The sequence below is a fragment of the Micromonospora sp. bgisy143 genome, assembly GCF_057708145.1.
This window is the reverse complement of record NZ_JBYIRN010000004.1, coordinates 149,661-175,591: the sequence shown is the minus strand read 5'-3', so window position 1 is coordinate 175,591 and position 25,931 is coordinate 149,661. Positions and strand designations below refer to the sequence as shown.

Genomic DNA, 25,931 nt, shown 5'->3' with positions numbered 1-25,931 from the left:
GACGTCGATCAGGAGGATGCGGGCGCTCCGGCGCTCGACAACAGTATGGAACGTACGCGTTTCTTCCGCCGACCGGTGGTCTGGATCATCCTGGTCATCCTCGGCGCCGTTGTGCTCAGTCAGCTGTTCACCGCTGGTCCCAGCTACCACCGCGTGGACACTTCCGTTGCGCTCGACCAGCTCCACACCGCACAGATCAACAAGGTCATCTTCCAGGACAAGGAGCAGACGCTCCAGCTCGACCTGAAGAACAAGACCAAGTTCGGTGAGACCACCACCGACCGGATCGAGGCCCAGTTCCCGTACCAGGTGGGCGACGAGATCTGGAACGAGGTGCTGGCAGCCAAGGCGGCCAACCGGGTCACCGGCCCGGCCGACGCCAAGGTCTCCTCGGACAGCATCTGGGTGAGCCTGCTGGTCAACCTGCTGCCGATCGCGCTGCTCGTGCTCCTGCTGCTGTTCTTCATGTCGCAGATGCAGGGCGGCGGCTCCCGGGTGCTCAACTTCGGCAAGTCCAAGGCGAAGATGATCACCAAGGACACCCCGAAGACGACCTTCGCGGACGTCGCGGGTGCCGAGGAGGCCGTCGAGGAGCTGCACGAGATCAAGGACTTCCTGCAGAACCCCGCGAAGTACCAGGCGCTCGGTGCCAAGATCCCGAAGGGCGTGCTGCTGTTCGGCCCGCCCGGAACGGGTAAGACGCTGCTGGCCCGCGCGGTCGCCGGCGAGGCCGGGGTGCCCTTCTACTCCATCTCCGGCTCCGACTTCGTGGAGATGTTCGTGGGTGTCGGCGCGAGCCGGGTCCGCGACCTGTTCGAGCAGGCAAAGGCGAACGCCCCCGCCATCGTCTTCGTCGACGAGATCGACGCCGTCGGTCGGCACCGCGGCGCCGGCATGGGCGGCGGCCACGACGAGCGGGAGCAGACGCTCAACCAGCTGCTCGTCGAGATGGACGGCTTCGACACCAAGGGCGGCGTGATCCTGATCGCCGCCACCAACCGGCCGGACATCCTCGACCCGGCGCTGCTGCGCCCGGGCCGGTTCGACCGCCAGATCCCGGTGGACGCCCCCGACATGGAGGGCCGCAAGGCCATCCTGCGGGTGCACGCCAAGGGCAAGCCGTTCACCCCCGACGTCGACCTCGACTCGGTGGCCCGGCGTACCCCCGGCTTCAGCGGCGCCGACCTGGCCAACGTGATCAACGAGTCGGCCCTGCTCACCGCCCGCAAGGACCAGCGGGCGATCACCAACGACTCGCTGGAGGAGTCGATCGACCGGGTGATCGCCGGTCCGCAGCGCCGGACCCGGGTGATGAGCGACCAGGAGAAGAAGATCACCGCGTACCACGAGGGTGGGCACGCGCTGGTCGCCTGGGCGCTGCCGCACGCCGCGCCGGTGCACAAGGTGACGATCCTGTCCCGTGGCCGCTCGCTGGGCCACACCCTGGTGCTCCCCACCGAGGACAAGTACACCCAGACCCGCGCCGAAATGATCGACACCCTGGCGTACGCGCTGGGCGGCCGGGCCGCCGAGGAACTCGTCTTCCACGAGCCGACCACCGGCGCGGGCAACGACATCGAGAAGGCCACCCAGCTGGCCCGCGCGATGATCACCCAGTACGGCATGAGCTCCAAGCTCGGCGCGATCAAGTACGGCACCAGCGGGGACGAGCCGTTCCTCGGCCGCAACATGGGCCACGAGCGGGACTACTCGGACTCGGTGGCCGCCGAGATCGACGGCGAGATGCGGGCCCTGATCGAGCTGGCGCACGACGAGGCCTGGGAGATCCTGGTCGAGTACCGGGACGTCCTGGACAACATCGTGCTCGAGCTGATGGAGAAGGAAACCCTCTCCACGGCCGACATGGCGCGGATCTGCTCCCGGGTGGTCAAGCGCCCGCCGCTGGCCCCGTACAACGGCTTCGGCAAGCGCCAGCCGTCCACCGAGCCGCCCGTGCTCACCCCTGCGGAGAAGGACAAGCTCAAGGCGCAGGCCCAGGCCGACGGCGCGCAGGCGTCCGTCGGCGGCGGGTCGCCGTCCAGCAACAACTCGGACGGTACGCACTGAGCAACGACCCGACGGCCAGCTCCCCCCACCGGGAGCTGGCCGTTTCCGCGACCGAACCCGACGGCGACGACGAGCTGGACTACGTCGCCGCCCGACTGATCAGCGGCAAGCTGACCGGCCGTCCCGTCGAGGACGCGGTCGACCTCGGCCGCATTGAGAGAGCCGTCCGCGAGATCCTGATCGCGGTCGGCGAGGACCCGGACCGGGACGGCCTCCAGCAGACTCCGGCCCGGGTCGCCCGCGCGTACGCCGAACTCTTCGCCGGTCTGCGCGTCGACCCTGGGCAGGTCCTCAGCACCACCTTCGAGGCCAACCACGAAGAGCTGGTGATCGTCCGGGACATCGACGTGATGAGCCTCTGCGAGCACCACCTGCTGCCGTTCCGGGGCAGCGCGCACATCGGCTACATCCCCGGCCCGGACGGGCGGATCACCGGCCTGTCCAAGCTGGCCCGCCTCGTCGAGGTGTTCGCCCGCCGTCCCCAGGTGCAGGAGCGGCTCACCTCGCAGGTCGCCGACCTGCTGATGAGCAAGCTGGCTCCGCGCGGCGTCGTGGTCGTGCTCGAATGCGAGCACATGTGCATGGCGATGCGCGGCATCCAGAAGTCCGGCGCCAAGACCATCACCTCGGCGGTGCGCGGCATCCTGCAGACGGACTCGAAGTCGCGGGCCGAGGCGATGGCCCTGATCCTGCCCCGCTGATCCACCTCCTGGCCTGGCTGTGCCCGCCTCGGCGGGTCAGCCGGCCAGCAGGGCCAGCAGCAGGCCGGCCGTGACCAGCACCGCCGGCACCAGGCAGACCAGCACCCCGAAGCGCACCGTGCGGTCCACCTGATCGTCGGGGCCGGCCCGGAACACCCGGCCGACAACGACCCAGCCGACGACGAAGGCGGCTGCCGGCATCGGCAGCCCGCCGACCAGGGCCGTCACGCTTGCCCGACCCGACCCGGTCGTCAGGTACACGATGACCTGGATCAGCGGTACGAGCAGTGCCAGCGGCCCGTACACCAGGAGGTTGCGGGCCGGCGCGGACCAGGAGGTCGGTCGGAGGCCGCGGCGCGCGGCCAGCGCCGCGTCCGCCGCCTCGGCCCGACCCCGCGCGGTCCGCAGCGCCGCCAGCACGGCGGCCGGGCCGCCGGCCATCGACCGGGTGGCCTCCGTCAGCTCCGGCGGCGACGGCACCAGCGAAATCGCCGGTACGCCCCGCTCCCGCAACCGCTCCTGCTGGGTCGCCAAGCGGGCGCGTACCACCGTCAGTTCCTCCCGGGCGGCTTCCGCCGAGCGGGCCTGTTCGCCGGCGGCGGTCGCCGCGCTGCGACGGACCGCATCGAGCTGACGGGCCGCCGCCAGGTACTCGGCCCACGCGTCGACAGGCGCCGCGTCGGCGTCCGGACCGGCGGTCCGCTGCGGGCCCGGACCGGTCACCGCCGCCGTCATCTCGACACCTTCGGAACGCATCGCCGGCTCACCCCGCATCGCCCGCGTGCCTTGTGTCGCCCGCGTGCCCCGTGTCGCCCGCGTGCCTTGTGTCGCCCGCGCGCCCTGTGCCCTCCGCACGCCTTGGCTCGCCCGCGCGCCCTGTCTCGTCCGCGCGTCTTGTGTCCTCCGCGCGCCTTGGTTCGTCCGCGGGCCGTGGCTCGTCCGCGAAGGGCACCAGGACTGTGCCCCGCTCGTCGGGACCGTCCCACAGCGCCGCCCGGTCCGGGTGCGCCCGCCACTGGACCGGCCGGCCGAACACGGCGGTGAGCTGCGTGGCCGGCACGTCCAGCGCCACCACGGCGGCCAGCTTGTCGACCTCGCCGTCCGGCTCCAGCAGCGCGGCGAACGGCGGCACCGCCCGCCACCAACCCAGCAGGTGCCGGCCCGCCGGTGGCCCGTCCCGCAGCAGCGCCCGCAGCCGATCCGCCGGCAGATCCCGGGGCCCGGGCCGATCCAACCCGAAGACCACCAGGTACGTCGGCAACTCGTCGTCGGCGTCCGCCAACAGCGTCGGCAGGTCCACCAGCCAGGCCGGATGACGGGCGGCCAGCTCGGCCGTCAACGCCTCCGCGAGCGGGCCGGCCCCCAAATCGGGCGCGGCCACCAGGAAACGGGCGGTGCCCGGGACGTGGTGGGCCGCGGTGCTCCGGGCCGCCGTCGCCAACAGACCACCCGCCGCCACGCCCGACCCGAGCACCGCGAGGTTGCGTCCGGGCGCGGGCCCCATCGGCACGGCGACCGTCGTACGGGCCACGTCCACCGCACGGCCGAGCAGAGCCGCCGGGCCACGAGCCTGCCCCGCCAGGGCCGCCCGGTGCCGCGGATCGTTGCCCAGCAGCGGACGGGCGTACCCGGCGAACACCACCGGCGGGAGCGCGTCGGCCGGTCGGGCCGCCCACAGCTCGTGTCGCAGCCGCTCGACCACCTCCGGATCGTCGAGCGGATCGGGGTGGCGGATCAAGCGCTCGTGACCACGGATCGCACCCCGTGGACCGCCCAAACCGCCGGCGGTGTTCACCACCGCGCTGCCCACCGGTAGGCCGGCCGCCGAATCGTTCGTCGGTTCCAACACCGGGCCACCACCCGGCAACGCCACCCGCACCGGGAACTGCCCGAGCACCGAATCCCGGGGTCTTGTGTCGGTGGAGGCGCCCAACCCCAACTCACCCGCACCGGCCAGCACCAGGTGCACGCCGTACGCCCGACCGGCGCGGGCCAACCCGTCCACCTGCGCGGCCAACTCGACGGCCAGCCGATCCCGCTCGGCGAACAGCAGCGGCACATTGTCCACCACACAGACGATGCGCGGCAGCGGACGATGCTGGCGCAGCTCCGCGAAGCGCTGCCCACCGGCCCGCTCCGCCGCCTCCGCGCGGCGCTGCACCTCGGCCGTCAACTGGTCGAACAGGTCCCGGACGTACTCCCGGTCGGCCGCCATGGCCGCCGCCCGCACCTGCGGTACCCAGGAACGGTCCCGCTCGGTCTGCAGAAACTCCACGAACGACTCACCGTCGCCCAGGTCGGCCAGGTAGAGCGCCAGGTCGTCCGGCCCGTACCGGGCGACCAGTCCCAACAGGGCGGTCGTCAGGAACGCGGCACGGCCCGCGCCGGACCGGCCGCTCACCAGCCAGTGCGGCGTCAGCTCGGTGAAACCCAACGGCACCGGCCGACCCCCCGCGTCACCCACCATCGTGGTGAGGCTGTCCGAGGAATCCCCGGTCCACCGACCGTCACCGGTCTCCGGCAGCAGATCCGCCAACGCCAACCGGGAGCCCGCCTCCACCTGGGCCGCGAGTCGCCGACAGACCCCGTCGACGAGGTCCGCCGGTGGATCCGTCTCCACGAAGACCGGTGAGTTCATCCCACCGGGCGCCGTGGCCCCGGGGCTCGCGAACGATGCCCCCGGCGGATCACCGAGCAGCGCGTACGCGTTGCGCAACACCAGCGAGGTGGCCCTTGGCAGCGGGGCCCGGGGCGCGTACGGGCCGGGCGGCGGCCACCCGGCCACCACCAGGTGCAGCCCCGCCGCCGGCCCCTGCTCGGCCAGCGCCTCGATCCGCGTCAGGTCGGTCGGACCGGTCAACTCCGGCAGCGCGGCGACCACCAGCAGCAGCGTCCGGTCGTGACGACGGCGTCCGCTCGCTCCCGGAGTCACCCACTGCTCCGCCTCGGTCAGCACCGCGCGCAGACCCGCCACGTCCACCGCCGGCGGAGGCAGCAGCCCGGCATCGGCCAGCGCGCCGAACGGTGTCAGCACGGCACCCGTGGCATCCACCGCGCGGACCAGCAGCGCGCCCGCGGGCGCCGCCCCCAGCAGCCGCAGCACCACGGCCCGCAACAGGCCCGCCACCCGAGGCTCCCGCCCGTCGGCGTCCACGCTCAGATGCCCCGTACCGACCAGCGGCACCAGAGCGGGGAAGCGGGCGTCGTCCAACGGTGCCGCCGTGCCGACCCGCACGAATGGTGGTGGACCGTCACCCGCCGGAGACTCCACGCCGAGTGCATCCAGGGCGGCCCCCGACCAGCCCGGGGCCAGCCGCGCGGCAACAACCCGCAGCCGCTCGGCCAACTCGTACTGCCGGCGTTGATCAGCAGGGGCTGGTCGCACCTCGTCGAGGATCCCGGCGGCGGCGGTGACGACAGCGGCAGCCCGGCGGTGCAGCGCCGCGGCGCGGTTGGTGCGCTTCGGACCGGCCACCGTGTCCACCCCCTCACCCGAGGTCGGCAACCCCTCCCCGAACAGTGACGGTATCCCAGCCACAGCCCCACCTCCGGGAGGTACCGCGGCGGTGCGCCGGTGTTGTCGCGGATGTCACCGGTGGGGAGGGGTCCGTCACGATCCGCTGGATCTGAGGCATTGGCTCCGAGCCGTCCAGCCGTTAACGTCAGGAGGTGGAATCAGTGCAGCCCCCCGCCGGTTCCCAGGTCTCCCGCGTACCGGCCCAACGGACTCCGTCCGAACAGCTGCCGCCGGCCCCGCCAACGCCGGCTCCACAGCCACGACGCCGCCGGCTGCGAACCGTCCTCACCGTGGTCGGTGGGGTGCTCGCCCTGCTTCTGGCAGGCGGGGTGGTGACGGGCTTCGTGCTGTACAACCGCGCCGCCGCCCCGGACCGCAGCGCCCCCGACGTGGTCGTCGTCAACTATCTGCAGGCAGCGCTTGTGTCTCGCGATCCCAACAGGGCCAAGCTCTTTACTTGCGATGGGTCGGTCCCGGCGCTGGACGAGTTCAACGCGCAAGCAGTCCGTCGTGAACAAGAATTAGGCGTTTCGTTCTCAATCAATATTGAGGGTGTTAGCGTAACCAAGATCAATTCGAGTAGTGCCTCGGTCGTCGCTGTAATCCGCCGTAGCGCATCGGTCGATGGAATCCAACAGAGTCTGGCCGACGCCTGGCAATTCGATGTCCAGGACAGGGACGGTTGGCGTGTGTGCACTGGCACGAAGGTCCGCTAGATGTCACTCAATCCACAGCAGATGGACGGGTACCTCCAGCGTGGTGGGTGACTGACCGCGCCAGGCCCAGCGGTACCACTCCACCTCGGGTGTGATCCGCACGCAGATGTCGCCCTCGGCCCCCGAGTAGGTCTCGGTCACCGCCCGCAGGTCCCGATGCTCGCGTCCGTCCTCGACGTGCACCACCCGGCGTCCGGTGACCGCGTCCGCTTCGAACACCGGGGTGGGGGTGCGGTGGGAGGGGCCGTCCAGCGAGACCAACCGGATGCCGGTGTCGCGTGCGCCCTCCGTCGTGGGCCGATCACCAACCGTCTCCACCCACACCCGCTCCACCGGCACCAGCGGCGCGAACACCTCGACCTGGTCGGCCTCGGCCCGGTACCACTCGTGTTCGGGGATGACCGGCACGTAGGTCCGGGCACCCTGCACCACCCGGTCGTCCGCGCGTAGGTCTCCCCGCCAGCCGAGCCCTGGCAGACCCACGAGCACCCGCTGCCCGCGCAGATCGACGCGTCCGGTGGCGGGCACGATGGCCAGGGGGCGGGGTGGTCGGGGCGCCCAGTCGGGCTGGTCGGCGAACGGGTCCGGCAGCGGTCCGGTCATGCCAGTGAGGGCCTCACTCCGCGGCGCGCAGCGGAGCACCCCGCTCGCGCATGAAGGGGATCGGGTTGGTCGCGCCCCGGCTGGACCGGTCGCCGCGCAGGTGCACCTCGAAGTGCAGGTGCGGTCCGGAGGAATTGCCGCTGCTGCCGACCTGCCCGATCACCTCGCCAGCCGGAACGATCTGATCCGGCGAGACCCGGGGCTGGACCACCATGTGGCAGTAGCGGGTGATGTACCCACCGGCGTGCAGGATGTCGACGAACCAGCCGCAGCCACCCTTGCCCGGGTAGCCGTCCACGTCGCAGCTCCGGCGTCCCTTGTGGTCCGGGTCGCAGCGGGCGACAAGCACTCGGCCAGCGGCCGCGGCGCGGATCTCGGTGCCCTTCGCCGCGCCGATGTCGACACCGTTGTGGCTGGGCCGATCGGTGGTCCGGAAGCCGGAGCCGACGTCGCCGGATATCGGCGCCGTCCAGCCGGAGGCGGCGATCTGGCCGCGCTCTGCCGCGTCGCACACCGCCTTGCCGTTGATCTGAACGGTGCGGGCCGCACCACCAGCGAGGGCGTCCACGATCGTGCTGGCCAGCTCCTCGTGCTTGGCATACGCGTCCGGATAGGCGCTGACCTGGACCTGCTGCGCCACGACGGTCAGCGGTCGGTGCTGCCAGCTGCGAACCTTCACGAGCTTCTCGTAGAACTTCCGGGCGGTGTACGCGGGTGTCATCCGCTCGGCGATCGAGCCCCACCCCGGACGCTGCTGGAAGAGGCCCAACGAGTCGTGGTCGGCGCCGACGCCCTCGTGTGGCAGGGACAGCGACTCGGGTACACCACTGTTGGCCAGGTTGCGCAGGGCGGACTCCTGCATCGCCGTGGCGAGGGCGATCACCCAACCACGCGAGGGGACACCCATGTCCTGACCGACCTTGATGATGATCGCCGCGTTGCGTACCTGCGCGTCGCCGTACTCGCTGAACCGGGGCAGTTCGCCGGTGATGTCGACGGGACGCACCGGCCCGCAGCCCCAGCCGGCCAGGGTGTCCCCGTTCTCCGCGTCGCCCCCGAGACCGCTGAGGAAGAAAGCCGCCGTCCCCCCGGTGCAGCAGAGCAGGAGCAAGATCCCGGTGACAACCGAAGCGATCACACCGGCGCGGATCGGCCGACGCAGAACGCGGCCGGCTCGGCCGGCGATCACTGTCGCTCCCAGTCGACCACGTCGACCAGCCAACTCTTGTCCGCCATCACCAACTCCAACCGGAGACGACCGGTGTCGAGCGGTAGCAGCACCTCGACGAAGGTCTCGCTGCGCGACCGCACTGTCGGCGGCCCGGTCAGTTCCTCCGCCGGCACCCCGCCCGGCTCGGCGCCGGCCAACTTCTCGGTCAGCGCCGGTGTCGACATCGGCCGCAGACCGGCCTGCCACTGTTCGGTCGTCATGCCGGGCCGGCCGAGCCAGGCCGAGGCGAACCGGTCGGCGACCTGCTCCGGTGTGCGGGCTCCGCGCGGAGTGACCGGCGACGGTGGGGCCTCGGTGGCGACGACGCCGTCGTCACCGGCCGTCGGGTCAACGGTGGTGATCGGTCGGTTCGGCCGGTTGCTCAACCCGTCCGCCGGGTCGCTCGGACCGGACGCCAGGCGGGCCGCTCCGATCACCCCGAGGATGAGGACCGCGATCACCGCGGCCACCCCCAGCCGGGACCGTAGCGCCCGGGTGAAGAGGAACTCCAGTGCCCGTCGCATCGCTGTCACCGAGCCTCGGAACGCACCCGCGGTCCGGTGCGGTCCGGCGCACGCTCGGTGGAGCCCGGCCGGTAGACCACGAACGACGGGTTCTCCGCCGGGACGTCCGGTTCGGTCCAGGTCGCCGGCTGGCGGCGACGGGGCTGCGGCGGCACGGGACGATCCCGACCACCGGTGTCTGTGGTCGGCGCCTCGTCGGCGCGTTCCTGACCATCCGGTCGGGCGTCGTCGGCGCGTCGGCCTCCCGCCGGGTTGGGCGTCGGCGTCGGGGCCGGGTCTTCCCGGCGCGCTTCCGGACGCAGCCGGGTCTGTTCGGCGTCCGGTGACCGGCGACGCCCGCCCACCGGTTCCACCGTGCCGCCGGGCTCCACGATGTCGAGTCGCGCCGCTACGCGCATGTCCCGGAAGAACCGGCGGTGCCAGGAGCCGGCCGAGCTGACGGCCTCGCTGCTGTCCTTACCGCCGAGCTGGGTGATCCGCCGGTACGGCCGTAGCAGTAGCCAACCGACCACGCCGCACAGCCACACCAGCACCACCTGGAGCCATCCGGGAAGGGTGGGCGTACTCATGATCAGGTCGACCGCGAACAGGTAGATGGCGGCCCCGGTGCCGAAGATGGCGATGTTGAAGATCGCGGCGACGACGGCGTTCGCCAGCCGTCGCAGTCCGGCGCTCGCCGGTCGGAGCAGCCCGACGGTGCCCAGGATGGGTGCCGCGATCACCGCCCACCTGAAGATGAGGAAGCCCAGCAGGACCAGCAGCGACGCCGTCAGGTCGAACATGGCGAACAGCACCGAGGCCAGCACCGCGATGAACCCCGCCCCGACCCGGTCCATGTCCCGGACACCCTGGAGGTACTCGTACGCCTCCGGGTCCTCGGTCTGGATCTGCTGTGCCACCCGCGCCCACTGCTGCTGCTTTGCCTTGATCGTCGCCTCCCGGGTGGCCGGGTTGGCGCGCATTGACTGGGCTTCGCCCCACGTGAGAGATCGCGCGTCGTACAACGCCGGCCCGTACTTGCGAGCCGTCTCGCTGTCGGCCGATCCGAGGACGCCCCGGACCCAGTTTCGATAGAGCATGGTCTCGGTAGCGGTGTCGCTCGCGCGGACGGCCGGAGTGCGCAGGTCCTTGCAACGGTCGGGGTCAATGCATCGCCCGGGGTCTGGTTCCTTCGCCTGTGGGCCTACCGCATCGTGAACCACTCCGAGGCTGGTGACGAGCGCGCCGTCGGCGATGTTCGCCGACTTGACCGGCCAGGCGGCCAGCGCCGTGACCGCGACCATCACGAGGAGGGCCCAGCCCGCGGTGGTCATCGCGTTGCTCATGTCCGACTGACGGGAACGCCAGAGCAGGTAGAGCCCCACCACGCACAGCGTGACGATCCCGAAGACGCTGAACACCTTCTCGTAGACGGCCTTCGTCGCCTTCTCTACCAGCGGGTCCGCCCAGCCCCACATCGAGCCCGGGTCCCAAGCACGTTCCCTGAGAGCGTTCGATGCACCGATGATCGCGGTGGCAGCCATGAATTCGCCGTTGGCGATCGTCGTGGTGAACTTGTAGTCCGGGTGCAGCACGCTCGATGCGCAGCCGCCGTCGATGTCGTAAGTGTTGTAGCTGTAGCCCGCGTATCCATAGAGGCTGTACCGACCGGCTATGCCGTTCGCCGCCTCAGCCGGTGGTGCCGCGGCGAACCAGCCGGCGAGGCCGGAGTCGGGGGTGCCCGGGGTCGGCGCGTTGCGGCACTTGACCTCGTCCTCGCTGACCTCCTGGAGCTTCCCCACGCAGGCCCGGAAGTCGGCCTGCCACTCGGCGGTGGTGCAGAGATCGGCCCGGGCCTGGGTGACGGGTGGGGCGGCTGCGGCCGCTTCCGCGCCGAGCAGCGGCCAACTGAGGGTGGCCATCGCCAGGACGCCGAGCGCGAGCAGGAACGACGCGATCCGAACCCGGGCCCCAGCCATGTCACGCCTCCAGATCGGGCAGGGAGATGCTCGGTAGGACTCCGGCCGCCGCAGCGATCGCGGCGGGCGTCGTGTCGAGGTGGTCCAGCAGGCCGTCGACGTACGAGACGTCGACCCGGACCTTCTGCACCCGGCCGTCGACGTCGCGCATCACGAACTCCCGGAAGCCGAGGCGGGAGGCCGAGTTGCTGTCGGCGGCGGAGAGTGAGGCCAGGGTGGCCTCGTACCCGTCGTTGACCGGTACCCGCAGCAGACGCAGCGCCTCGGAGGCGATCTCGGCGTCTTCGGCGATCCGGCCGACGAAGACGGTGGAGACCAGGTTCTGCACGTCGAGGCCGAGGATGTCGCGGGGGTTCTGCGAGGCGACGAGCGCGGCGAGGTTCCACTTGCGGGAGTCGCGGGCGAGCCGGACCAGGAACGAACGCCCGGACCGCCAGCCCTCCATGAAGTGCGCCTCGTCGAGGCCGACGAGTTTGCGGGACGACATCGACCCGCCGTAGCAGCGGCGGACGGCGAGCCGGTGCGCGGTGTGCAGCATCGGCAGGGCGAGGGCCTCCTCGGCCGACCAGTACTCACGTTCGATCTTGAGGTCGGGCAGCCGGAGCCCGGCCATGGTGATCACGGTGAGCGCCGCGTCGGCGCCGAGCAGCCCTTCGGGCGGCCGGCCGAAGAACAGCATGGCGAGAGGCATCTCGGCGGTGTCCAGGAGGAGGTTCGCCAGCTCCTTGCCGGCGTCGTCGTCGAGCCGCCCGAGGCAGCTCACCACGTCGTCCAGGGTGGACGTCTCCTCGGCGGGTACCTGCCGGACGGCGTGCCGGAACAGGGTGGCGGTCGACGCCTCCCGGGCCACCTGTGGCGGCACGAGCATCATGCAGATGTCCTGAACCAGCATCCGGCGCTCGGCCCGCGCGTTGGAGACGGCGATCTCGAACTCGCGGTCGCCGGCCGCCCCGCTGGCGAACTCGCTGCGCAGGGGCGTAGGGATCAGCGAGTAGGGCGCCAGGGTGCCGTGTTCGGACCCGGTCAGGTTCAACACCCGGGAGTACGGGCGCAGTTCGGGCATGGCGCAGAGCCGGGCCAGTGGCCCGGACGGGTCGAGGAGCGTCACCTGCACACCCCGTCGGGCGGCGAGGTAGCCCAGCGCGCCGAGCAGGGTCGACTTGCCACCGCCCGGCTCGGCCACGAACACCGCGAGCCCGGAGCGTTCCCGTACCTCCATGGGGAAGTGCAGGTCGAGGAAGACCGGTCGGCGGCAGGTGCCGGCAGTGCGACCGATCAGATCGCCCCGGCGGTCGCCGACGGTGGAGGCGGCCTGGGGGAGCGCGGCGGCGAGCAGCGGGACGGGCATCCGGCGGACGTAGCCGGTGTTGGCGATCGGTTCGCCGGGGATGAACTCGCGGGCGAGCCAGTCCTGGTTCTTCGGGTGCTGCAGCGAGATGCGCAGCTCCCGCGAGTAGAGCTGGATGAGCCGGCGGGCCCGCTCCAGGCACTCCTCCCTGGTCCGGCCGCCGACCGCGATGCGGTGCCAGCCGTGTGCGCGCGCCGAGTCGACAGGGAGCCCGGTGGTCATCTCGTCGCCGATCACCAGCGCCCGCTTGGCGAGGCGTTCCAGCTCCGGGGGCGCGTCGATGCCGTGCTCGGCGTAGTCCAGCTGCTGGGAGCGGATCATGCGCAGCCGGTGTTCGAGGTTACGGAACGAGTCGCCGGAGCCGAGGATGTCGACCCGGGTGGAGATCTCCATGGGCCAGGGCAGTCGTTCGTGGAAGTGCAGCCACGGCTCGTGCCGTTCCGGGATCTCCAGCGGTTCCATCCGGCCGACGGCGAGCACGGCCACGTGTCGTTCCTCGCCGGTCATCCGGTTGACCAGCTTGACCGTCGAGCCGTACGGGGTGCGGTAGCGCTCGACCTGTTCGGTGAGGGCGAGCAGGTCACCGCGTTCCCAGTGCCCGTCGGTCACCGGTGAGAGCCGGCCCGGGGGCGCCATGCACAGCGCGACCGAGCGGTAGAGCAGCCACTCCAACTCCTGCGCGGTGACCCGTCGGCCGCGCATACCGAACGCCCCGAGCACCTCGTCGAACTGCTCGACCGTGCGGCCGAGCTTGCGGCGTTCGTTCTCCGCGGTGCCCCGGCCGAAGGTGCGCAGCAGCCGTTCGGTCATGGAGTCGCCGAGGGAACGACGGGCGAAGGTGACGCCCAGGTAGGTCTGTCCTTCGGCGTGGTTGACCGCCATCAGGTGCCGTTGCGCGGCGACCAGGTGGTCCGCCCAGCCGGTTGTGCCGGGGACGTCGGGCAGCGGCGCGGCGGTGTGGGTGTCGATGGTGCGGGCCCACTCGTCGGCCGGGAACGGCCGGGTGGTCCGGCGCAGGTGCAGCCGGAAACCGGCGAGGCCCGCGTACTGCTCGGAGATCGCCGACAGCAGCGCCTCGCGTTCGGCGTCCGGCCGGAAGGCCCAGCGCACCTCGGGCAGCCAGTACCAGGCGGTCACCGTGTTCGGCGTGAAGGTCAGGTGGCCGGCGATCTCGGTGATGGCCAGCTCGACCGACGGGTCCCGGTCGCCGAACTTGATCTTCGGGGCGCGGACCCGGACCGGCTTGATCGGCCGGTCCTGACGGTTCGTGGCCCGCTGGCGGGGCGGGGCGACCTCCGTACCGGCGCCCTTGGGCCGCTCCGACCGGCGCGGTCCGCGTTCCAGAGCCGGTCGGTCGACCGGGGTGGTGCCGCCGGCTCGTGCCGCCGGCGCGGCCGGCTGCTCCGCCGGGGCGCTCGGACGCTCGACCGGCGCTGCGGTCGGCCCGGCCGAAGCGGCGCTGGACACCCGGGATGCCGGGCCGGTGACCGTCGGCGCGGACGCGGTGGGCTGCTCCACCTCGGTCGTGGGCGGTGGAGTCTGCCGTCGGTCGCCCGCCTGGTGGGGCACCCGGGTGGGACCGGTCGGATGGGTGTCCGCCCGGTGGCCGCCGTTGGCGGGGTCGTCCGGCGTCCACGGCGGCTCCAACTCGGGAGCCGGCCGGACCGGTGTCGACGGCTGCTGCGGGAGCGCCGGCTGACGGCGGCTGGCGGGCGCGGCGGTCACGGCCCGGGGACCGGCGGGCCGCGCGCCACCGAACAGGTCCAGGAAGGGCGAGTCGATGTCGGCGTTCTCCCCGGCCGAGACCGTGCTCGGCTCGGCGGGAGGCGTCCGGCGGGTGACCGGCCGGGGCGCCTGGAACACGCCGACCGCGCCGTGGCCGGGCGAGGTCACCAGCGCGGGATCGAGCGCGACCTCATCCTCGGTCTCGGGGTAGTCGAACGACTGCGCACGGTGACTGGCCGGCACGGCCGGGCGGCCGGCCGGGGAACCCGGCGTGGAAGAGCGACTCATGCGACCGCCTCACCCGCGTGAAACAGACCGTTCGACGTACCCCCGGTCATGCCAGCTCCTCCCGAATCCTGATCCGGCTGCCGACCAGGCGCGGATCACGCTGCTCGACCGCCGGCTCCCGGGTACGTCGCCAGTCGGTCAGCGCGGTACGGATGACCACCCGCGCCGGCCGGTCCGGATCGACGTGCCGGAAGATGAACGACGTGGTCACGATGGCCAGCGCGATCTCCCAGGCAGGGAAGAGGTCGACCGTCAACGTGAACAGCCAGTGGATGAACATGTAGAGGGGGACGAGCAGGATGAAGAGCCCGTACTGGGCGTAGGGCAGGTGGACCGGAAGGGTGTAGCCGGGCGGCCCGAGGTAGACCAGGCGGGCCCGGTAGATGTCGTCGTCGGTGCGCAGCCGCATCTGGTGACCGCGCCTATTCGAAGATCAGGTCGATCAGGTAATCGCCGACGAAGAAGAGTGTTGCCGCGCCGGCGATGAAGGCCAGTCCGACGATGGCGATCGCCGAACTCGTCAGGACCTTGGAAATCTCACCCCGGCTGGCGCGACCGATGAAGATGACGCCCAGGACCGCGAGCAGGATCGGGGCGATCTTGCTGGCGAAGAAGGTGACCACACCGTTGGTGTCGATCCCCTTCGGCGCCGGTTCGGCGAGCGGAGCCGACGCCAGGGTGGAGAGCGCGTGGGCGACGCCGGACGACGCCGTCTCCATGAGCTCGAAGGCGATCACTGGAACCTCCCCATATCGCGGCCGGCGGAGCCGCGGCGGTGCAGTAGGCAAGCCTGGCGGGAAATCTGCGGACAGGGCGCAGCGATTTCGACCCTGTGTTCGTTACTCACCACGGAGGGTGGCGAGCTTTGGGCGGTTTTTCCCCGCTTCGGCCCTCCCTCCAGGCTTCGCCATCTCCATGCTGGCCAATTCCAAAGCGTACGGGCCGCCCCGGATTGCGACAAGCCGCGAAGGGGCTGCCCGTTGCTGCCCGGACGACCGATAGTACACCTGTTCTAATGCGCACGTCAGGGATGGTCGACCCGGGTCGCCGAGCTCCGTCGCCACGACCGGTACCGTCTAGTCGTGACCGATCTGGTACGGGCTCCGGGCCCGGTGGTGATGGGCGTCCTCAACGTCACGCCGGACTCCTTCTCCGACGGCGGACGGTACGCCGACCTCGACGCGGCTGTCGCACACGGCGTCCGTCTGCGGGAGGCCGGGGCGGACCTCGTCGACATCGGCGGCGAGTCGACCCGCCCGGGCGCCGACCGGGTGGACGCGGCGACCGAGGCTGAGCGGGTGCTGCCGGTCATCCGCGAGCTGAGCGCCGCCGGGGTGCCGGTCAGCATCGACACCAGCCGCGCGCGGGTGGCCGAGGCGGCGCTGGGCGCCGGCGCCGTGGTGGTCAACGACGTCTCCGGCGGACTGGCCGACCCGGACATGGCCCGCGTCGTGCGGGACGCCGGCTGTCCCTGGGTGCTGATGCACTGGCGTGGCCACTCCCGGCAGATGCGTGACCTGGCCAGCTACACCGACGTGGTGACCGAGGTACGCGCGGAACTCGGGCAACGGGTCGACGCGGCGCTGGCCGCCGGGGTGTCCGCCGACCGCATCGTCGTCGACCCCGGTCTGGGTTTCGCCAAGACGGCCGCCCACAACTGGGAACTCAGCGCGCGCCTGCCGGAGCTGCTGGACCTCGGCTACCCGCTGCTCTTCGGCGCGAGCCGCAAGTCCTACCTCGGGCGCCTGCTCGCCGCCGCTGACGGCACACCGAGACCCACCGCCCAGCGGGAGGCCGCCACCGTGGCCACCAGCGTGCTGGCCGTCGCGGCCGGCGCCTGGGGCGTACGCGTGCACGACGTGCGGGCCACCGCGGACGCGCTCGCCGTCTGGACCGCCACCGGTAGGCCGCGCCTCACGCCCGTCCGTCCAGATGGTCGGCCTGTCGACCGGGAAGAGGCGAACGACCGGGAAGAGGCGAACCGATGAGTGACCGGATCCAGCTGACCGGCCTGCGCGCCCACGGCCGGCACGGGGTGTACGACTTCGAGCGGGAGCAGGGGCAGGACTTCGTGGTCGACGCCGTCCTGGAGCTGGACCTCGCCCCGGCCGCCGCCAGCGACGACGTCACCGCCACGGTCCACTACGGCGAACTGGCCGAGCGGCTGGTGGCGGTGGTGACCGGAGAGCCGGTCAACCTGATCGAGACCCTGGCCGACCGGCTGCTGGCGGTCTGCCTGGCCGACGAGCGGGTCGTCACCGCGACGGTCACCGTGCACAAGCCGGAGGCGCCGGTGCCGCACACGTTCACCGACGTGGCCGTCACGATGACCCGGACGCGTACCCGATGACCCGGGCCGTGCTGTCGCTCGGCAGCAACCTCGGTGACCGCCTGGACCACCTCCGGACCGCCGTCGCGACGCTGGGTGACGCCGTGCTGGTGGTCTCGGGCGTGTACGAGACTCCACCGTGGGGGGACGCCGACCAGCCCGCGTACCTCAATGCCGTGGTGCTCGCCCAGGACGACAGCGCGACCCCGCGCGACTGGCTGGCGCGGGCCCACGACGCGGAGCGCGCGGCCGGTCGGGTCCGTGACCCGCAGCGGCGGTTCGGGCCGCGCACCCTCGACGTGGACGTGATCGCGGTCTGGGGCGACGACGACGAGCCGGTGCTCAGCGACGCGGAGGAGCTGACGCTGCCGCACCCCCGCGCGCACCTGCGCGCGTTCGTGCTGCGACCGTGGATCGACATCCAACCGTACGGGCGGCTGCCCGGCCACGGCTGGCTGACCGATCTGCTCACCTCCGGCCCGGCCGCCGACGACGCGCTGGAACTGCGTCCCCGGCCGGAACTGAGGTTAGAGTCGACGGCATGACCCAGTGGAGCCGGCCGGCATGAGCCAGGCGAAGTCCCCACCGCCGGGCCCGGACGGGTCGCGGATGGGCCCGACCCGGATCTCGACGCTGGTCGTGGCCGCCCTGGCTGCGGCGGCGGTGGCCTGGCTGCTGATCAGCGCGTTCTACTACAGCGGCATCCCCCGGTTGCCGTGGCTGCCGGTGGTGACGCTGGCCGCGCTCGCCGTGCTGGAGGCGTACGCGGCCGTCAACACGCGTGGGCGCATCGACCGCAAGCCCGGTCGGGATCCGGTCAATCCGCTGCTGGTCGCCCGGTTCGTGGTGTTGGCCAAGGCGTCGGCGCTGGCCGGGTCCATCTTCGCCGGCTTCTACGCCGGGCTCAGCGGATGGCTCTTCGTGGAGACCACCCGCGCCGCCACCGAGGATCGGCCGGCCGCCGGGGGCGGCTTGCTGGCGTCGCTGGCGCTGGTGGGCGCCGCGCTGTGGCTGGAGCGTTCCTGTCGCGTCCCGGAGCGTCCGGACGACGAGCGCGAGCAGGACCAGCGCGAGAGCCGCCCCGGCCAGCGCTGAGCAGGGGGTTACGTCCGGCTCCGGCCGCGGGTACGGTGCCTCCGATCGGAGAGCAACGGCCGCCCCGGTCCGTCCGTGTGCCGGGACGGAAGCGGCCGGCCACTGGGGAGGCGGTGCCATGGGGTACGAAGACACGGGCCGGGAGCGGTCGGTCGACGCCTCGTCCGCGGTTCCCGCCGCCGTCCTGGAGAACGTCTTCGACGATCCCACCCATGGCGAGCCGGGCCGCGACCGCGTCGGCGTGCACGTCTTCTGGGAACTCCTGCTGTTGGCCGGTCTGGCCGCCCTGGGCTGGCTGCTCTGGCGGGCCGACCCGGGCGCGTTGCGCGGTGCCGACCTGCGCACGTTGCTGGTCGACGCGGTCGGCCTGGGGCTGCTCGCGCTCGCCGCCGGGCTGAGCCTGCGCACCGCCGTCCCCAACCTGGCCGTCGGACCGGTGGCGGTCGCCGCCGCGCTGCACTACGCGGAACAGGGCGACCGGGGGCTGGCCGCGTCCGTCGGGTCGGCCGTGCTGGTCGCCGCGCTGGGTGGTCTCGTGCTGGCGCTGGCCGTGGTGGCGTTGCAGGTGCCCGCCTGGGCCGCGAGCCTGGCCGGCGCGGCCGGGGTGGTGGTGTACATCGAACGCCGGTCGGCGCCGGTGCTGGTGCAGGGGGACTACAACCCGGGGCGTAGCGCCGGCTACCTCTTCGCCGGGTTCGCCGCCGTCGCCGTCCTCGGAGGTCTGTTCGGCGCGATCCGGGCGATCCGCCGGCTGGTGGGCCGGTACCGGCCGGTCGCCGATCCGGCCCGCCGCCGGGGCGCGCTGGCGGCCGTGGTCGCCGCGCTGGCGCTGGTCGGCTCCACCGTGCTGGCCGCGCTCGCCGGGGTGCTGCTCGCCGCGAATCCGCCCGGCGTCGTCGTACCCACCTCCGGGCTGGACTGGACCGTGCTGGCCATCGGCGTGTCCCTGCTCGGCGGCACCAGCGCGTACGGCCGGCGCGGTGGGGTCTTCGGCACGGTGCTGGCGGTCGGTCTGGTCACCGTCTTCGAGGCGTACGCGCCGGAGCGCGACTGGTCGGTGAGCCGCTGGGCGGTGGGCGGGGTGGCGCTCGGTGTCGGGCTGTTGGTGACCCGGCTGGTCGAGACGTTCGGGCGACCCCGGCCGGGCAGCGTGGAGAAGCCCGAGCCGGTGGCCGACGGCACGATCAGCTCGGGTTGGAGCGTGCCCCGGCCCCAGCCGGCCGACAACTGGCCGCCGACGTTGCCGACCCCGCCCGCGCCGGAACCGGCCGACCCGTGGCGTGATCCCCGCTGGGAGGACGGTCCACGGCGTTGGGATGCCGGCGACCGGTGAGCCGTGTCGCGTCCGCGAGCCGACGCTGATCTCGACCGTTAGGCTCGCCGCATGACCGACACACCAGCCGCCGCCCCCGGCGGAACCTCGTTCGAGGAACTCGACGCGCTGTCCACGGAGGAATTGCGGGAGCGGGCGTTCGCCCGGGCCCGGGAGCGCCGCGACGTGGGTTTCTACTGGTCGGTGCTGCGACACCTGCCGAACGCGGACGAGGCCACGGTGCTGGACGGCGCGCCGAACTCGATCGGCCCGACGATCGACGAGGCGAACGCGTTGTGGCGGGAGCTGACCGGGCACGGCTACGAGGAGTCGGCGCCGCTGCTGCGGGCCGCGTTCATCGACTACCTGCTGAAGCACTGAGCCGCCCGACGCAGCCCAGGTCCGCCCGGTCGGCCGGCAGCGGACCCGGGCGGATCCTGGGACTCGTCCGTCCGGGCCCGGTCCGTGGCTACGGGACGGCCGCCGGCACCGGTGCGCTCGCCGTGCTGCTGCTGGTCGGCATCTGTGGCAGCCCGGCGTACACCGGTTGGGCCGCCGCGACGCTCACCGATCCGGCCTCGGCGGGCGGCTTCTACCTGCGCCTGCTCGCCTGGCCGGCCTGGCGACTGGACGCGGACGGGCAGGCCGGTGGCCTGTTCGCCGCCGATCTGCGTGCCGTCGCGCTGGTGGTCCTGGCGGTGGCGCTGCTCTATCTGCTGCCGGCCGCGCAGGTGGCCCGGGTGCCCGGGCCGATCAGCCAGTTCTTCTCCGGCTGGGCCGCGTACGTGCTGGCCGGTGGGCTCGCCGCCGTGTTGGCGGCGCTGCTCGGCCCGGACCCGTCGCTGCTCAAGGCGCTACAGGATGCGAGCAGCGGCGCCGGCTACGGGTTCCTCACCGGCTGGATCATCGGCACCGCGAGCCTCGGCGGCCGCGCCTAGCGATCCCGGCCAGGCTGGCTGGGCCAAGCCAGCCGAGCCCGCCGACGCCGAGCCCGCCGACGCCGAGCCCGCCGATGCCGAGCCGGCCGACGCCGAGCCCGCCGACGCCGAGCCGGCCGGCGCCTAGCGGCCCAGGCCGAGCAGGCTCTGCCGGGTGAGCGCGCCCACCGGGCGGCCGTCGTCGGTCACCAGGAGCCGGTCCTGTCCCGAGGTCAACAGGGCAGCCAGGGCGTCGTACGCCGTGCCGTCCAGTCCCACGGTGGGCAGGTCCGCGGAGGCGTCGCCGGGCACGGGCTCCAGGGACTCCCGGTCGAGCGGGGTGACCGCCAGCCGGCGGATGCCCCGGTCGGCGCCGACGAACTCCCGGACGAACGCGGTGGCGGGGGCGCCCAGCAGCGCGGCCGGCGTGTCGTACTGCTCGAGGTGCCCGCCCTCGGAGAGCACCGCGATCCGGTCGCCGAGTCGGACGGCCTCGTCGAGGTCGTGGGTGACCAGCACGATCGTCTTGCGCACCTCGGCCTGGAGGCGGAGGAACTCCTCCTGCAGGCGTGCCCGGACGATCGGGTCCACGGCCGAGAACGGTTCGTCCATCAGCAGCACCACCGGGTCGGCGGCGAGCGCGCGGGCCACGCCGACCCGTTGCCGCTGACCGCCCGACAGTTCGTGGGGATAGCGGCTGCCGAACTGGTTCGGGTCCAGACCCACCAGGTCGAGCAGTTCGTCGACCCGGGCGCGGGTCCGCTGGCGGGACCAGCGCAGCAGGCTCGGGACGGTGGCCACGTTCGCCCGGATCGTCTGGTGCGGGAAGAGACCGACGTTCTGGATCACGTACCCGATCCGGCGGCGTAGCCGCACCGGGTCGGCGTCCGTGACGTCCTCGTCGCCGAGCAGGATCCGGCCGGCGGTCGGCTCGATCAGCCGGTTGATCATGCGCAGGACCGTCGACTTGCCACAGCCGGACGGACCGATCAGCACCACCAACTCACCGGCCCTGACGTCCAGGCTCAGCTCCCGGACGGCCTCGGTGCCGTTCGGGTAGCGCTTCTGGATGCCCTGCAGGGAGATCGACGCCGCACGAGGGGATCCGGTCGCGCCGGAGGCCTCCGGGGTAACGTCCACGTATGTCCTTCCGCCTGAGCTACCGGGCCGACCCGGGTAATCCCTGGTTCTCCTGGCAGTACGTGCGGGACAACTCTGACACGATCCTCGCCGCCATGCGTGAACACGCCTCCCTCACCGGACGCGCGGTGCTGATCGCGGTGCTGATCGCCCTGCCGTTGTCCGTGCTCGCGTACTGGGTCCGCCCGCTGGCCGGCCCGATCCTCGGCGTCACCGGAGTGATCTACACCATCCCGTCGCTGGCGTTGTTCGCGTTCATCGCGCCGTACCTGGGCACCGGCGCCACCACGGTACTCGTCGGGTTGGTCCTGTACGCCCTGCTGCTGATCGTCCGCAACGTGGTGGCGGGGCTCAACCAGGTGCCGCCGGAGGTCGGCGAGGCCGCCGAGGGCATGGGCTACGGCCGGTGGCGGCGGCTGTTCCGGATCGACCTGCCGCTGGCCATCCCCGGTATCCTGACCGGGCTGCGGCTGGCCACCGTGTCGACCGTGGCGCTGGTCACGGTCGGCGTGCTGGTCGGGCACGGCGGCCTCGGGCAACTGATCTTCGCGGGCTTCCAGAACAACCTCTACAAGGCCGAGATCATGACCGGGACGGTGCTCTGCGTGGCGTTGGCGGTGCTGCTGGATCTGCTGCTGGTCCTCGTCGGCCGGTTGGTCACCCCCTGGGCCGCCCGGGGCGTGCGGTGAGCGCCGCCGCGAACCCCGTACAGCAGGGGGTGCTCTGGCTCAACGACCCGCTGAACTGGACCAACCCCGGCGGCATCCTGGACCGTCTCGGCGAGCACCTGACCATCTCCGCCCTGGCGGTGGCGCTCGGCTGCCTGGTGGCCTGGCCGGTCGGGCTCTGGCTCGGGCACGCCGGTCGGGGCGGCGGCCTGGTGGTGCTGGTCTCCAACGCCACGCTGGCCATCCCCACCCTGGCGCTGCTGACCATCCTGCCGCTGACGTTCCTCGGCTTCGGGCGTACGCCGGTGGTGGTGGCGCTCGCCGTCTTCGCCGTACCCCCGCTGCTGGCCAACGCCTACACCGGCGTACGGCAGGTCGACCCGGAGGCCCGCGACGCGGCTCTCGGGATGGGCCTGTCCGGCGGGCAGTTGCTGCGGCGGGTGGAGTTGCCGTTGGCGGTGCCGTACCTGGCCGCCGGTTTCCGGACCGCAGCCGTGCAGGTCATCGCCACGGCCGCGCTGGCCTCGTTCGTCAACGGCGGTGGGCTCGGCGAGATCATCCGTACCGGGTTCGGTCTGAGCATCGCCGTCGGCGGTGGGCAGATCGTGGCCGGCGGTGTCCTGGTGGCCGGGCTGGCGTTGCTGGCCGAGTTGCTGCTCGGGATCGTCGAACGCGTGGTCACCCCGCGTCCACTGCGCCGAGGTCGGCAGCGCGTGGGCCGTCCGCAGCCCGCGGACGCTACCGGCCGGGCCTGACCCGTCACCGGGCGTGGTCCGTCCGGGTGAGTGGACGCCGAAGCGGCGACCAGCGGCGGGCCCGTCGGTGACGATGCGGTGACGAAGCCCATCCCGAGTTGTCGGTCGGTCGCGGACCATGTTGGGTGGGAATTGCGGGCGGCCGACAACCTGGATCGCCCGTCGGACACGCGGCCGGCCCGGGACGGGTCGCGCCGGGACACGGAAGGCGGGCGGCACATGCGCGCACGTACACGTCTCGCGATCGGCGCCGTCGGCGTCGTGGCCGGGGCAGCACTTCTCACCGGGTGTGGCGACGCCGGCTCGTCCGGCACCGACGCCCCGCAGACCAGCGCCTCGGGCGCCGGCTGCGCACCGGTAGCCGGCAAGCAGCTCATCGCGCTGACCGACGACAAGAAGCTCCAGAACTCCGACAACGTCATCCCGGCGGTCAACAGCAAGGTGGCGAACCCACAGCTGATCGCCGCGCTGGACAAGGTCTCCGGGGCGCTCGACACGCCGAAGCTGGTCCAGCTCAACAAGGCCGTCGACGTCGACCGCAAGACCCCCAAGGTCGCGGCCGAGGAGTTCGCCGGCGCCAACAACCTCACCGCGGGCATCGCCAAGGGCCCGGGCGGCGAGATCGTGGTGGGTGCCGCCAACTTCAGCGAGAGCCAGATCCTGGGCGAGCTGTACCGCATCGCGCTTACCGCGGCCGGCTACCAGGTCAAGGTGCAGCAGATCGGCAACCGGGAGCTGTACGAGCCGGCGTTGGAGAAGGGCGAGGTCCAGGTCGTCCCGGAGTACGCGTCGACCATGGCCGAGTTCCTGAACACCAAGGCCAACGGCCAGAGCGCCAAGCCGGTCTCCTCGCCCGACATCAACACCACGGTGACCGCGCTCAAGGCCGAGGGCGAGAAGGTCGGCATCACCTTCGGCGCTCCGGCCGCCGCGCAGGACCAGAACGCCTTCGCGGTGACCCAGGAGTTCGCCGACAAGTACGGCGTGCGGACCCTCTCCGAGCTGGCCGCGAAGTGCTCCGGCAGCGCCACGGTGCTGGGCGGCCCGCCGGAGTGCCAGCAGCGGCCGTTCTGCAAGCCGGGCCTGGAGAAGACCTACGGCCTCTCGGTGGGGTCGTTCTCCTCCCTCGACCAGGGCGGACCGTTGACCAAGAACGGCCTGCGTGAGGGCAAGATCAGTGTGGGCCTGGTGTTCTCCTCGGACAGCGCCTTCGCCACGAGCTGAGCCTCATCCGGCGTAACACGGACGCCCCTTCCCCCGCGCGGGGTGGGGGCGTTCGTGCGTCCGCCGGACCCGTTCCCTCCGGTGCGGATCGTCGGTAGGCTGCACTTCCATGCCAGCCCCGGTCACCTCTGACGCCCGGCGTCAACCGCTCCTGCTGACCGTGCTCTTCTGGGGCGGCGTGGCGCTGGCGCCCGTCGCGGCGTTGATCCTCCTGGTGGCCGACGGTAACGGTCCACTGCGTCTCGCGGCGGTGCTCGCCATCGTGGCGGTGGTGCTGATCGGTCTCTCCATCGCGCTGCGCTCCGACGGGGACGGCGGTTCGGCGCGGGTCGACGAGCTGCTGGACGAGATGGAGGAGCTGCGCCGGGAGTTGCGCGCCGAGATCGTGGCCGCCGCGCAGCGCGGCAACCAGGCGCTCGACCAGGCGCAGCGCGCCCAGGAGGGGATCGCCGCCATCCGTCGTCGCCTCGACGCCACCGGTGCGGCCCTCGCCGGCGGCGCCCCGGCGGCCGAGCCGGCGGCGGCCAGCCGGGTCCGGGTGCCGGCCGTCGAGGCGGCGGACGACACCCCGTCCGTACGCAGTCGGGTACCGGCCCCCGGCGACACCCCGGCCGCCCGGGTCCGCGTACCGGCGCCCAGCGAGGTCGCCGGTCGGGTCCCGGGTCCGGCTGCCGACGACCAGGCCCCGCGCGTGCGGGTGCCGGCTCCCGACGCGGCGGCCGGTCGGTGGGGGCGCGACGAGCACGCCGACGACGAACCGGCGTACCGCCACCGGGCCGCCGACGCTCCCGAGGCCCCCGCCGGCAACGTGTACGGCGCCACTGGCCGTGCACCCGAGCACGACCGCGCGCGGGAGTACAACCCGCCGCGCGAGTACGACCGTCCGCGTGAGCGCGACCGTCCGGAGCCGACGGCCCGGCCCGTGGGCGTGGTCCGGCACACCGAGACCGTGCACGTCACGACCCGGCACACCATCGTCGACGGCGCTCCGGCCGAGTCGGCTGGACGCTACGGCGGCGGGTACGCCGGCCAGTGGACCCCGCCGGCCCAGGAGTGGACCCGGGGCGGTGGCGCGCAGGGGCATGCCCGTTCCTGGGATGACGAGCAGGAGCCCCGGTCCGGGTACGCCGACGACCGCGACCGGTCCTGGGGCGCCCAGCCGACCTCTCGGGACGAGCCGCCGGCCCGCGACGGCGCCGGTTGGGGCGGGGCAGCGCGCGGCGCCGAGGAGCCGCGCTGGACGGCTCGCGGCGACGAGCCGGAGTGGACCGACCAGCGCGACGCGTACGCACCGGCCGACGAGTGGGACGGTCGGGCGCAGCGGCGCGGCTGGTCGGAGCAGGTCGAGCCGGAGCGTACGGGTGCCCCGCAGCCCGGTCCCGCCCTGCGCGCGGACGACACCGGCGAGTACTGGTCGCAGCTGCGTGCCGGTGACCGGTGGGCGGCCGCCCGCGCCGACGACAACGGCCGTGAGCTGCATGTCGGGGAACGCCGCGCCGAGGTGCACGCCGACGCCACCGGCACCGAGTACCGGATGCAGGACCGCTGGGCGTCCGTCCGCCACGAGGATGCCCGCCGCCACGAAGAGGCCCGCCGCCACGAGGACGCCCGCCACGAGGAGGATCCGCGTTGGCAGGACGAGCGCCGGCCGGCGTTGCCGGTCGGCGGGGTGCCCGTACCGGACGAGTGGCGTCCGCCGCGTCAGCGCGGCCACGAGCCGGAACCCGCCCCCGAACGGGGTGGCCGCCGGCGCGTCGAGGAACGGTACGGCTACCCGCCGCAGGACGACGCGCCCCGAGCCGGTGGCGCCCCGGTCACCGACCGCTGGCGCTGA

The 25,931-nt window shown here is 72.6% G+C and carries 24 protein-coding genes; 14 read left to right on the top strand and 10 right to left on the bottom strand.

The window, feature by feature from the left end; translation table 11 throughout:
* The first annotated feature begins 45 nt into the window (after positions 1–45).
* Positions 46–2,067, top strand: coding sequence for an ATP-dependent zinc metalloprotease FtsH (gene ftsH, locus AC3EN4_RS08805; RefSeq protein WP_435205422.1), 2,022 nt, complete (start codon positions 46–48; stop codon positions 2,065–2,067).
* A gap of 35 nt (positions 2,068–2,102) precedes the next feature.
* Complete coding sequence (folE, locus tag AC3EN4_RS08800) at positions 2,103–2,768, top strand: GTP cyclohydrolase I FolE (RefSeq protein WP_422740850.1); 666 nt, start codon at positions 2,103–2,105, stop codon at positions 2,766–2,768.
* A gap of 36 nt (positions 2,769–2,804) precedes the next feature.
* On the opposite strand, the gene AC3EN4_RS08795 is transcribed toward folE, so the two are convergent.
* Together AC3EN4_RS08795 and AC3EN4_RS08790 are read right to left on the bottom strand one after the other, a co-directional pair.
* Entirely contained in the window at positions 2,805–3,524 is a 720-nt protein-coding gene (locus AC3EN4_RS08795; protein WP_435205421.1) for a hypothetical protein, read from the bottom strand.
* Between the two features lie 7 nt (positions 3,525–3,531).
* A complete protein-coding gene (locus AC3EN4_RS08790; RefSeq protein ID WP_435205513.1) occupies positions 3,532–6,252 on the bottom strand; it encodes an FtsK/SpoIIIE domain-containing protein in 2,721 nt (906 codons plus the stop codon).
* 194 nt (positions 6,253–6,446) lie between these two features.
* Between AC3EN4_RS08790 and AC3EN4_RS08785 the strand changes: the two genes are divergently transcribed.
* Positions 6,447–7,001 (top strand): Rv0361 family membrane protein, encoded by a 555-nt coding sequence (locus tag AC3EN4_RS08785; protein WP_435205512.1) that lies wholly within the window; start codon positions 6,447–6,449, stop codon positions 6,999–7,001.
* Between the two features lie 3 nt (positions 7,002–7,004).
* Here AC3EN4_RS08785 and AC3EN4_RS08780 read toward each other — a convergent pair whose 3' ends face one another.
* The 7 genes from AC3EN4_RS08780 to AC3EN4_RS08750 are packed head-to-tail and all read right to left on the bottom strand — an operon-like array spanning position 7,005 to position 15,394.
* Positions 7,005–7,604 (bottom strand): hypothetical protein, encoded by a 600-nt coding sequence (locus tag AC3EN4_RS08780; protein ID WP_435205419.1) that lies wholly within the window; start codon positions 7,602–7,604, stop codon positions 7,005–7,007.
* Between the two features lie 13 nt (positions 7,605–7,617).
* Positions 7,618–8,793 (bottom strand): M23 family metallopeptidase, encoded by a 1,176-nt coding sequence (locus AC3EN4_RS08775; RefSeq protein ID WP_435205418.1) that lies wholly within the window; start codon positions 8,791–8,793, stop codon positions 7,618–7,620.
* The gene (locus AC3EN4_RS08770) at positions 8,790–9,347 is read right to left on the bottom strand and encodes a hypothetical protein (RefSeq protein ID WP_435205417.1); all 558 of its coding nucleotides are present in this window, start codon (positions 9,345–9,347) and stop codon (positions 8,790–8,792) included. The genes AC3EN4_RS08775 and AC3EN4_RS08770 overlap by 4 nt, the downstream gene beginning before the upstream one ends.
* Positions 9,344–11,296, bottom strand: a complete 1,953-nt coding sequence (locus AC3EN4_RS08765; protein WP_435205416.1) for an MFS transporter — start codon at positions 11,294–11,296, stop codon at positions 9,344–9,346. Before AC3EN4_RS08765 ends, AC3EN4_RS08770 begins: the two co-directional genes overlap by 4 nt.
* 1 nt (position 11,297) lies before the next feature.
* On the bottom strand, positions 11,298–14,657 hold the full coding sequence (locus AC3EN4_RS08760; protein ID WP_435205415.1) for an ATP-binding protein: 3,360 nt from the start codon (positions 14,655–14,657) through the stop codon (positions 11,298–11,300).
* A gap of 46 nt (positions 14,658–14,703) precedes the next feature.
* Positions 14,704–15,066 (bottom strand): hypothetical protein, encoded by a 363-nt coding sequence (locus AC3EN4_RS08755; protein ID WP_393221499.1) that lies wholly within the window; start codon positions 15,064–15,066, stop codon positions 14,704–14,706.
* A gap of 13 nt (positions 15,067–15,079) precedes the next feature.
* Entirely contained in the window at positions 15,080–15,394 is a 315-nt protein-coding gene (locus tag AC3EN4_RS08750) for a hypothetical protein (protein ID WP_053654780.1), read from the bottom strand.
* Between the two features lie 345 nt (positions 15,395–15,739).
* Between AC3EN4_RS08750 and folP the strand changes: the two genes are divergently transcribed.
* The 7 genes from folP (at position 15,740) to AC3EN4_RS08715 (ending at position 20,331) form a co-directional block, all read left to right on the top strand.
* Positions 15,740–16,645 (top strand): dihydropteroate synthase, encoded by a 906-nt coding sequence (folP, locus tag AC3EN4_RS08745; RefSeq protein ID WP_435205414.1) that lies wholly within the window; start codon positions 15,740–15,742, stop codon positions 16,643–16,645.
* A complete protein-coding gene (folB, locus tag AC3EN4_RS08740; RefSeq protein ID WP_422737283.1) occupies positions 16,642–17,007 on the top strand; it encodes a dihydroneopterin aldolase in 366 nt (121 codons plus the stop codon). Before folP ends, folB begins: the two co-directional genes overlap by 4 nt.
* Complete coding sequence (gene folK, locus AC3EN4_RS08735; RefSeq protein WP_435205413.1) at positions 17,004–17,531, top strand: 2-amino-4-hydroxy-6-hydroxymethyldihydropteridine diphosphokinase; 528 nt, start codon at positions 17,004–17,006, stop codon at positions 17,529–17,531. Before folB ends, folK begins: the two co-directional genes overlap by 4 nt.
* A gap of 19 nt (positions 17,532–17,550) precedes the next feature.
* Positions 17,551–18,081 (top strand): DUF3180 domain-containing protein, encoded by a 531-nt coding sequence (locus tag AC3EN4_RS08730; RefSeq protein WP_435205412.1) that lies wholly within the window; start codon positions 17,551–17,553, stop codon positions 18,079–18,081.
* Positions 18,082–18,199: 118 nt separating this feature from the next.
* The gene (locus AC3EN4_RS08725; protein WP_435205411.1) at positions 18,200–19,414 is read left to right on the top strand and encodes an ABC transporter permease; all 1,215 of its coding nucleotides are present in this window, start codon (positions 18,200–18,202) and stop codon (positions 19,412–19,414) included.
* 51 nt (positions 19,415–19,465) lie between these two features.
* On the top strand, positions 19,466–19,774 hold the full coding sequence (locus AC3EN4_RS08720; RefSeq protein WP_355238523.1) for a hypothetical protein: 309 nt from the start codon (positions 19,466–19,468) through the stop codon (positions 19,772–19,774).
* 122 nt (positions 19,775–19,896) lie between these two features.
* Positions 19,897–20,331: a hypothetical protein gene (locus AC3EN4_RS08715; protein WP_435205410.1), complete on the top strand. Its 435-nt coding sequence runs from the start codon at positions 19,897–19,899 to the stop codon at positions 20,329–20,331.
* A 123-nt stretch (positions 20,332–20,454) separates the two neighbouring features.
* On the opposite strand, the gene AC3EN4_RS08710 is transcribed toward AC3EN4_RS08715, so the two are convergent.
* Positions 20,455–21,450: an ABC transporter ATP-binding protein gene (locus tag AC3EN4_RS08710; RefSeq protein WP_435205409.1), complete on the bottom strand. Its 996-nt coding sequence runs from the start codon at positions 21,448–21,450 to the stop codon at positions 20,455–20,457.
* A gap of 2 nt (positions 21,451–21,452) precedes the next feature.
* Between AC3EN4_RS08710 and AC3EN4_RS08705 the strand changes: the two genes are divergently transcribed.
* The 4 genes from AC3EN4_RS08705 (at position 21,453) to AC3EN4_RS08690 (ending at position 25,931) form a co-directional block, all read left to right on the top strand.
* Complete coding sequence (locus AC3EN4_RS08705; protein WP_422737277.1) at positions 21,453–22,139, top strand: ABC transporter permease; 687 nt, start codon at positions 21,453–21,455, stop codon at positions 22,137–22,139.
* Entirely contained in the window at positions 22,136–22,873 is a 738-nt protein-coding gene (locus tag AC3EN4_RS08700; RefSeq protein ID WP_435205408.1) for an ABC transporter permease, read from the top strand. Before AC3EN4_RS08705 ends, AC3EN4_RS08700 begins: the two co-directional genes overlap by 4 nt.
* A gap of 219 nt (positions 22,874–23,092) precedes the next feature.
* Entirely contained in the window at positions 23,093–24,097 is a 1,005-nt protein-coding gene (locus AC3EN4_RS08695; protein ID WP_435205407.1) for a glycine betaine ABC transporter substrate-binding protein, read from the top strand.
* 109 nt (positions 24,098–24,206) lie between these two features.
* Positions 24,207–25,931 (top strand): hypothetical protein, encoded by a 1,725-nt coding sequence (locus tag AC3EN4_RS08690; protein ID WP_435205405.1) that lies wholly within the window; start codon positions 24,207–24,209, stop codon positions 25,929–25,931.

What these genes read in the sequence shown, in the direction of transcription:
- ftsH (WP_435205422.1), top strand. Translation starts at nt 46, where the DNA reads ATGGAACGTACGCGTTTCTTCCGCCGACCGGTGGTCTGGATCATCCTG.
- AC3EN4_RS08795 (WP_435205421.1), bottom strand. Translation starts at nt 3,524, where the DNA reads ATGCGTTCCGAAGGTGTCGAGATGACGGCGGCGGTGACCGGTCCGGGC.
- AC3EN4_RS08780 (WP_435205419.1), bottom strand. Translation starts at nt 7,604, where the DNA reads ATGACCGGACCGCTGCCGGACCCGTTCGCCGACCAGCCCGACTGGGCG.
- AC3EN4_RS08765 (WP_435205416.1), bottom strand. Translation starts at nt 11,296, where the DNA reads ATGGCTGGGGCCCGGGTTCGGATCGCGTCGTTCCTGCTCGCGCTCGGC.
- AC3EN4_RS08760 (WP_435205415.1), bottom strand. Translation starts at nt 14,657, where the DNA reads ATGAGTCGCTCTTCCACGCCGGGTTCCCCGGCCGGCCGCCCGGCCGTG.
- AC3EN4_RS08755 (WP_393221499.1), bottom strand. Translation starts at nt 15,066, where the DNA reads ATGCGGCTGCGCACCGACGACGACATCTACCGGGCCCGCCTGGTCTAC.
- folB (WP_422737283.1), top strand. Translation starts at nt 16,642, where the DNA reads ATGAGTGACCGGATCCAGCTGACCGGCCTGCGCGCCCACGGCCGGCAC.
- folK (WP_435205413.1), top strand. Translation starts at nt 17,004, where the DNA reads ATGACCCGGGCCGTGCTGTCGCTCGGCAGCAACCTCGGTGACCGCCTG.
- AC3EN4_RS08730 (WP_435205412.1), top strand. Translation starts at nt 17,551, where the DNA reads ATGAGCCAGGCGAAGTCCCCACCGCCGGGCCCGGACGGGTCGCGGATG.
- AC3EN4_RS08725 (WP_435205411.1), top strand. Translation starts at nt 18,200, where the DNA reads ATGGGGTACGAAGACACGGGCCGGGAGCGGTCGGTCGACGCCTCGTCC.
- AC3EN4_RS08720 (WP_355238523.1), top strand. Translation starts at nt 19,466, where the DNA reads ATGACCGACACACCAGCCGCCGCCCCCGGCGGAACCTCGTTCGAGGAA.
- AC3EN4_RS08705 (WP_422737277.1), top strand. Translation starts at nt 21,453, where the DNA reads ATGTCCTTCCGCCTGAGCTACCGGGCCGACCCGGGTAATCCCTGGTTC.
- AC3EN4_RS08695 (WP_435205407.1), top strand. Translation starts at nt 23,093, where the DNA reads ATGCGCGCACGTACACGTCTCGCGATCGGCGCCGTCGGCGTCGTGGCC.
- AC3EN4_RS08690 (WP_435205405.1), top strand. Translation starts at nt 24,207, where the DNA reads ATGCCAGCCCCGGTCACCTCTGACGCCCGGCGTCAACCGCTCCTGCTG.